At 29.8% G+C, this 7,807-nt stretch carries 7 protein-coding genes and 1 pseudogene; 2 read left to right on the forward strand and 6 right to left on the reverse strand.

The genetic code is table 11. From position 1 onward, the window contains the following. Together A6I66_RS16090 and tnpA are read left to right on the forward strand one after the other, a co-directional pair. Positions 1-1,093 (forward strand): SUMF1/EgtB/PvdO family nonheme iron enzyme (locus A6I66_RS16090; RefSeq protein ID WP_157614277.1); only part of this gene is annotated, 1,093 nt, incomplete at its 5' end. 203 nt (positions 1,094-1,296) lie between these two features. Continuing rightward, positions 1,297-1,701: pseudogene (gene tnpA / locus A6I66_RS16095) on the forward strand (IS200/IS605 family transposase). 385 nt (positions 1,702-2,086) lie between these two features. Here the strand turns inward: tnpA and A6I66_RS16100 are convergent. From A6I66_RS16100 to A6I66_RS16125, 6 genes are all read right to left on the reverse strand, one after another. Then, a complete protein-coding gene (locus tag A6I66_RS16100; RefSeq protein WP_067151841.1) occupies positions 2,087-4,111 on the reverse strand; it encodes a hypothetical protein in 2,025 nt (674 codons plus the stop codon). Between the two features lie 157 nt (positions 4,112-4,268). Beyond that, complete coding sequence (locus tag A6I66_RS16865; protein WP_067151843.1) at positions 4,269-4,853, reverse strand: hypothetical protein; 585 nt, start codon at positions 4,851-4,853, stop codon at positions 4,269-4,271. A gap of 79 nt (positions 4,854-4,932) precedes the next feature. Beyond that, the gene (locus tag A6I66_RS16110; RefSeq protein WP_067151845.1) at positions 4,933-5,409 is read right to left on the reverse strand and encodes a hypothetical protein; all 477 of its coding nucleotides are present in this window, start codon (positions 5,407-5,409) and stop codon (positions 4,933-4,935) included. Between the two features lies 1 nt (position 5,410). Then, positions 5,411-5,953 (reverse strand): FtsZ/tubulin family protein, encoded by a 543-nt coding sequence (locus A6I66_RS16115; RefSeq protein ID WP_067151850.1) that lies wholly within the window; start codon positions 5,951-5,953, stop codon positions 5,411-5,413. 160 nt (positions 5,954-6,113) lie between these two features. Further along, positions 6,114-6,959 carry a hypothetical protein gene (locus A6I66_RS16120; RefSeq protein WP_067151853.1) on the reverse strand — a complete coding sequence of 282 codons (846 nt, stop codon included), beginning with the start codon at positions 6,957-6,959 and terminating at the stop codon, positions 6,114-6,116. 146 nt (positions 6,960-7,105) lie between these two features. After that, positions 7,106-7,786 carry a hypothetical protein gene (locus A6I66_RS16125; protein ID WP_067151856.1) on the reverse strand — a complete coding sequence of 227 codons (681 nt, stop codon included), beginning with the start codon at positions 7,784-7,786 and terminating at the stop codon, positions 7,106-7,108. Positions 7,787-7,807 lie beyond the last annotated feature (21 nt).

Raw genomic sequence — 7,807 nt, forward strand, 5'->3', positions numbered from 1 at the left:
AGGAAACCAAAGTTTAGGTTATGTGTATAGTGGTAGCAATGACGCTGATGATGTAGCTGTTAAATCGAGGAATTCCACAGCTCCAGTTGGTACTAAATTACCAAACGAATTAGGTATATATGATATGTCGGGTAATGTTTCGGAAATATGTGAAGATTATTATGCCTCAAACTATTATGCAAATAGCCCCACCATTAATCCAATAAATACCGTTTATACTAATTTTGGGCACGTAACAAGAGGTAGAAGTTTTCATATAGATCCTGCACCCTATTTTAGGAATAAAACAAGATTTAGACTATCTGGTGAACAGTACATGGATTCATCTGGTTTTCGTTTAGTAAAATCTGCCGATTATACGGTAAGTGGGGTTGTAACAGATAGTGAAGGAAATCCGTTAGCCAATGTTTCTGTTTTAGGATTTCCTGCATCTGTATTAACGGATGTAAATGGAAATTATTCCACAACTATAACAGGAGGATGGTCTGGTGAAATTAGCACGTATTTAAATGGTTATACAAATAATACAGGATTATTAAAGTTGAATAACTTGAGTGAAAACTCTATAAACAACGATTTTATATTAGAACAGGAAAAAACAATATTTAATTACACAATTTTAGTTACAAATGGTATAAATCCTTTAAACGGTATATCCGTGAATTTTAATGGCACAGATTATATAACTAATGCTAATGGGGAAATTCAAGCTAATAACCTTGCAATTGGTACATATAATTATGTAATTAATGAGTTTGAATTTTACGAGGTAGCAGGACAAGCTGTTCTTACAAAAGATAATTTAATTAAAACAATTGTATTACAGGAAAAAACTTTAAGTAATGATGACTTAGAATTAGATGAAGTTAGTAACAAATTTATAGTTTACCCTAATCCTTCTAAAATAAATGAAGATTTCTTTATAAAATATGGCGGGAGAGGAATGGTTAGTATATATAACCTAGTTGGTCAATTAGTATATGAACATAAAATAAATAATAGTTTAAAAGTTTCACTTAAGAGTAAAGGTTTGTTTTTAATTCATATAAAATCTGAATCAGGTGTTTTATCTAAGAAGCTAGTTATTCGTTAATTAATAGAAATTTACATTCCGTTTTAATACATTTTCGTTTGCATTAAATTTTCTGTTGTAATATTAGTTAATATGAAGAATTATTCAAGGATAATGAGTTTTGAGAAATTTTTATTTCAGTCTAAAAAACCACCGTCTTTGACGGTGGTCATGTTTTAAAGGCTTCGCCATTTTTTAGGTTTACCATCTAAAACTTTTTTAAGATGAGTAAATATAGAAAATTAACACATGTGTATTACAAATGTGACTATCACATTGTATTCACTCCCAAGTGTCGTTTCCGTGTGCTGGAGGGCATGGTAAAATCACTGGTAGAGCATGATTTATAAGTAATGAGTACTTGGAAAGATGTCATTATTCAAGAAATGAATGTGCAAAAAGACCATGTCCATTTGGTTTGTTCAATTCCACCGAAGGTGTCCATATCCGAATTCATGGGTGTTCTAAAAGGAAAAATGGCAATCAAGTTGTTCAAGACGTATCCAAGTTTAAGACAAAAGCCTTATTGGGGCAATCACTTTTGGTCGAGAGGTTATTTTGTAAGTACAGTAGGTTTGGATGAGGACATGATAAGGCGATATGTAAAATATCAAGAGCATCATGAATGAGCCTAATGCCCCTTTGGGGCTAATCTGAAAATCAAAGCCTCCGTTTTTAACGGAGGTTTTTTACTATTTACCATTCCAAAAATCTGTTGCAGATTTTGATTATGTTTTTTGAATTTATTGGATACATTATTTACATATTGTTAACTGTCTTTTTTTTTCGCAAAGTAAATCATTCCTTTATAATAGTCGCGTTTTGCTTTGGTCAGTTAACATTTTTTTTGTGCGAGTGAGGTATGGTTGGCAACGGTCTAGTATAAGAATAGTAGCGGATTTATACACACTAACTTTATGGCTAAATACAGACCTTTTTTAAATTCATTTTGTTTCGTTTTAGAGATTAAACCGCTATTATTTTTATACATTGTTGCCTACAGTACTTTTCTTTTTATGCGAAAAGTTTGTCAAAAAATGCACTATGTCTGTTTTGGGCTATATCTAATAATTTTCTAAATGTCATAACTTCAATATGCATATTCAATTCAGACTGAATTTTGTAATAAGTTCCAAATGGCGTTTTCTTCCATCCTTTACCTTCGTTAAATTTCGCTAAAAGTGGAGGAATTACGTCTAAAACTATGAATCCAAATTTTGGGGTATTTTCCGTTATTATAACGTGATTTCCTTTATAATTTTTTTTGTCTTGTTTGTAAAGAAATTCATCAAAATAGGGTTCCACTAAATCAGAGAATTGCCACCTATAATCTCCTTTGTTTTTCTGATGAGCAATTTCTCCTGGACGCTTAAACTCAAAAATCACCATTGAATTGACTTCTCCTGCACTTCTATTTCCAAAACTAATTGGATTATCAAACATTTCAGGGTTATCTGTTAAAAGTAAATCAGGTTCTTTACTACTTTTCTTTTGTGAAAAAGATGTTATGGATTTATCTGAAGCGATAAACTTATAATTAATAAACCTTTCGTCCAGTAACCAAAGATTATGGTTCTCGTATGAGGTTTGGTCTTTTGTCAAACCCATTGGAAAAATTATGTTATGAACATCTTCCTCTAATTTATATCTACCTTCTTCATCAGCATCTAAAAATTTCTCGAACAATTGGATTATTGCTTTACGTCTTGTCATATAGTCTGCTAAACTGTCAATGTCGTATGCAGTTTTTTCTCTTATGTCATCTTTTATCTTCTCAATTGATTCTTCACTAATATGTTTTTCCGAAATGAATTTTTCAATATGATTTTCAACTTTTCTACGTGCCGAATATGAAATCTTATATAGATGTTCCTCTAGTTTATCTTCCGAAAGATTTGGTGGAATAGAATCTAAAATTGCAGGATTTTTTAAAAAACTCCTGTATCTAGGTGCATTTTCAATTATGTAATTTTCTATTTGCTTTTGACTTTTAATTTTAGAGTCTTTTACAAATTGGTCATATTCATCTTCTAGAACCTCTGTTAGTTTTTCTTCAATATCTTGGAATGTAACCTGTTCTGAATTGTTAAAAAGTAGATTTTCGTTTTCTTTTGGAATATTAAACCCGTTTCTAGTGCTAAACGCTTTTTGATTTAAAAATTCCGATACTACATAAACATCTAAAAAATATAAATTACCGTTTTTAGATATGGGATAATTGAATAGGCTATTGAAATTTTTAATGTTTTTTGGATTACCAACTACTCTTGAATTTGCACAATAATAAACGTAATTGTTCTTTCTGTTTCCTTCTTTTGCTGTTTTAGTAATGTAAATTTTAAAAGGATGATTTTTTACAGTAAATGTTCTTTCTTTTTCTTTTGAAACTTTTGCAAAAAGGTCATTTATATATTCTGCTTCTTTGCCTTCTTCATCATAAACTACAATACTTGGTAGGGAATCATTGAGGTAATAAATTAAACAATGTTCCATAATTTTTTCTGAAATCTGAATTAATGATAAAGCAGATTTTTCTTTAATAATTTCATTAAAGCAATTACTTAATTCAACAGTTGTTTTTGATTCTGGTTTGTCAGAAATCTCGAATTTTATTGGTTTGAGTTCGTCATTTGAGTTAAATTCAAATTCTCTATAATGCCAATCTCCATTTTCAAAATAGTTACTTCTTGCTTTTAAATTCTCAAATGCGGCTAAAACTGTAAATCTACCAATGCCTTTACAGCCGAATTCTTTATTTATTTTTGAGAAAGGTGTTTCAAATGATTTGTAATTTTTCTCGTTGAATCCAATTCCATTATCGGTAATGACAATGCTATCAATAGTTCTTATATTGTCAAAGTTTGCTTGTTTTGGTGAACTACCTCGAATGATTTTTACTTGAATAATTTTTTCATCATTTGGTTTGTCCGATTGTTGTAAGCTAATAACAGAATTTACTATACATTCCATCATTGGTAATAGAACGTCATCAGCTGTTAGATCAACAGTTTCAACAATATTTTCGACAGGTACAATCATTTTTTATAGTTCGTTTTTCAGTATTGTAGGCAACGGTGTTGTGTATGATTTGTGGCGTGGTTTAGCAACTAATTTAGCAAATAAAAACCGAATAGAATATTCCGCAGGAATATTCGTAAGTAAGCTCGAACTAGCCATTAATTATACACGGTGTTACCTACAGTATTTCTAACTTTTCAGCTATTTCCTTTTTCCATTTTTCAAGTTCTTTATATTTCTCATTATATTCGTCTAAAGGAATATCTACCATTTTATATAAAGATTCAGATTTATCAAACCCCAGTTCTTTTCCAACTTTTTTGAATGTTTCCAAGTCAAGTTTTTCATCAATATCATCCTCAAAATATTGAAACATAATATCAAATAAAAGTAAATTCCAATTTGTTCCGTAGTCAGTATAGATTTGGTCATTTTCCAATTCAAAATGAAAGATTTTTTGAATCGATTCATTATACCCAAATACACGAAAAGTTTCTCCTTCATCGTATATCGGAATTATATTTAGTCCGCTCAATATTTCGTAATTCGCTATTGTCGGAAAATAAAAATAAGCACCATCTACGTTTTCAACACGATATTTTATTTCATCTATTTTTCCAATATTTTTAATAAAAATTTTATTTGCTCCAAATTTTATTAATTCAGATTCTCTTTGTTCTATTGGAATTAGTTTTTTCATATTGTAGGTAACGGTTATGGCTATGGTTTCGTTGCGTGAAAATCCGCGAGGATTTTCCGCCATAAACCGAAGATAGCAAATTTGCGAGGACTTTCCGAGAGGAAAGTCAGAAGCAATGAACTATAGCCGGTGTTGGGCACAGTTATTTTATACTATTCATTTCGTTAATACTTTTTATGACTTCCAAGAACACATCTATCTGTTTTGTAAATGCCAATGCTTCCTCGTTTCCTTCTCCCAAGATTAGGGCATTAGTCATTTTTAGCGTAAATGTCAATTCCTTTAAATTTTGGTCAAATTCAATTGTTCTTGCAGTTGCATTTATTTTTCGTGCTTCTGCTTTGTTTTTTTGAATTATTGAAAGTTTTTCTTGTATTTCGGTAATTATATGGTCGTTTTCAATACTGGCCTTTTTTAATTTGGATTCCGCAAAGTTTAAACCTAAAGAAGTAAATTTTTGTAATTCTTCTTTTACTGTTAAATCTGAATTAACATCTAATGAAGAATCTAAAACTTTATCTACCATTTTAATTAATTTGCCTTTTAGATTAGCAAATAAGTTTTCATCTTTACCAACCAAATCGATTCTCAACAACCTTTTCTCGTCTTTCTCTTCCATATTAAAACAGAGTTGGTTCAAGGTTCATTTCGACAAGTTTTGATTGAAAACCACGAATTTTTAGTTCGTCTCCACCTATGTCTTGATATAAATCGGAAATAAACGAAATCATTTCAGATATTTCGTTACTTGAATATTCTTCTTCTAAAAAGTATAGTGGTAATGTAGTTGTCGTTAGTGGATTTATGTCGAATAGTTTATCAGTATCTATTTTATCAGTCTCAAACTCTAAACAGGTTACTATTATTTGAATTTCAATATCTTTATCAATGTTCTTTTCTTGAACGTTCATAAGAATATTAGCCCCATTAATTTTGTCCTGAATTATGTCATTAATTTCTCCAATTTCATCAATCGTAATTTCTACGTTTCCAGAAGCAATATTTAAAAGGACATTTTTTGTTTTCGATAAATCGTATTCTCCAAAAGAGATTTTATCAAATATTTCGACTATAGCTTTATTTGCTCTATTTTCTCCACCTTTCCTTGAATAAATGTGAGTCGAGAAATTAGGGTCTTTCAATTTTCTATAAATGTTCTCCATAATCTTAGTGTTTTAATTGTGCCCAACGGTCTCGTGTATAATTAGTGGCGTTATTTAGCACGGAATTTAACAAATAAAAACCGAATAGAATATTCCGCAGGAATATTCGTAAGCAAGCTCGACCTAGCCATTAATTATACACTTTGTTGTACGCTGTGAATTATTCAATACTATCTTTAACGTAAACTTTCTTTTCAAAATAAATTTTATGTCCAATTATGCTGTCAATTTTATGTCCTTTTTCGTCCTTTTCAAAAGGTCCGAAAGAATACTGTTGGTAATAACCTCTTAAGTTTTTTTCTCCTACAGAGTCAAAATATAAACCAATGAAAATAAGTTTAGAGAAGTCAGTTCCTTCTCCAGCCCATTTTTGATTTATACTATCAATAGTTAAGTCATTAAATTTAGCAAGTTTGACCTCTTTCTCATTTGAGAAATCATAATTATAATTTGCGCTGTCTTTTGCAATAAATGCTCTTATGTTTGATGGTTGATCTCTAATCACTGATGAACGTACTTCTACAAACCCTCTAATCGGTTCGTTTAATTTAATGGTATCTTTATTAAAGTAAATTATATCATAAATTGTATTTCTAAATGGTATTGTGTCATTTATAAATTCAGTTTGTTTGTATATAGAATCTTGGTATCTCCAAGCTATCGTATCTCCTTTTTTATTCAGATTCCACGCTCGATTAGCCTTTGATTTTCCCTTTAATGTGAACCATTCTCGAATTTCACGTAAGTCAGAATCTCGGTCATACAATTCCCAATTTCCAAATTTTTGATTTTCCTTATATTGTTTTCCTTTTTTAAATAAAATTCCATTATCGTAGAAATAGTAAACACTGTCAAAGTCCGCTAAATGGACTGTTTTTTTGAAAACTACATTTGATTTGTTCGGATAATATTCAATAGTTTCATTCCGATTTAAGTCAGATGATTTTTCTTTACAAGCTATAATTGTAAATGTAAGAATGAATATCGGAAGCAGGTTTTTCATCATTGCGTACAACGGTTTCGTGTATAATTAGTGGCGTGATTTAGCATTGAATTTAACAAATAAAAACCGAATAGAATATTCCGCAGGAATATTCGTAAGTAAGCCCGAACTAGCCATTAATTATACACCTTGTTGGCAACTGGCTATTTTCAAAAGTTAAAATATTTTTCTTTCAACATTCTTGTTTCTTCTTTTGTTGGTGTAAAATTATCGTCATCTCCGACTTTTTCGTAATCAATTACATAAATCCAATTTTCATTTATTTGTTGTGTGTGTAATAAATTAGTGCTTTTAATTGTAATAGAGTCTAAATCAAAATTATACAATAGTTTTTGTACAATATGATAGTTATAATTCTTTTCATGTATTTCAGGATGCCTTTCTCCTCTTAATAATTCGGAATTCCATAAAACGTAGATTGCTCTATTATAGTCAAAAACAAAGTGTAAACGTTTTAAGTTCAATTTAGGTTTCGTTTCCATTTTGCTTTCATCATTTAATGAAAAATTATGACGCTCCAAAAACCCTCTGTTTATTGTACTGTCTGGAAGATATTCATTTAATAATCTTTTAGTAATATAAAGAGAATTAATTTTTCTTTTTGTAATATCTTCATGAGTTCGGTTTTTCTTATCTATTATTGGGATTAATTTAGATTTGTTATTTATGATAAGTCTGTTTATACTATCAAAATCTTTCAATTCAGATTCATCAATTTTTAAGATAAAACTTTTGTCAATTTTTTTATTCTTACGAGGATAGTCAAAATCACATGAAGTTAAAGTAAAATTCAGAATTAGAATAAATAGAGGAATTATTTTTATGTTCATGTCTTTTCAGAGCTTGTTGCC

The organism is Pseudotamlana agarivorans (assembly GCF_001642835.1).
GTDB lineage: Bacteria > Bacteroidota > Bacteroidia > Flavobacteriales > Flavobacteriaceae > Pseudotamlana > Pseudotamlana agarivorans.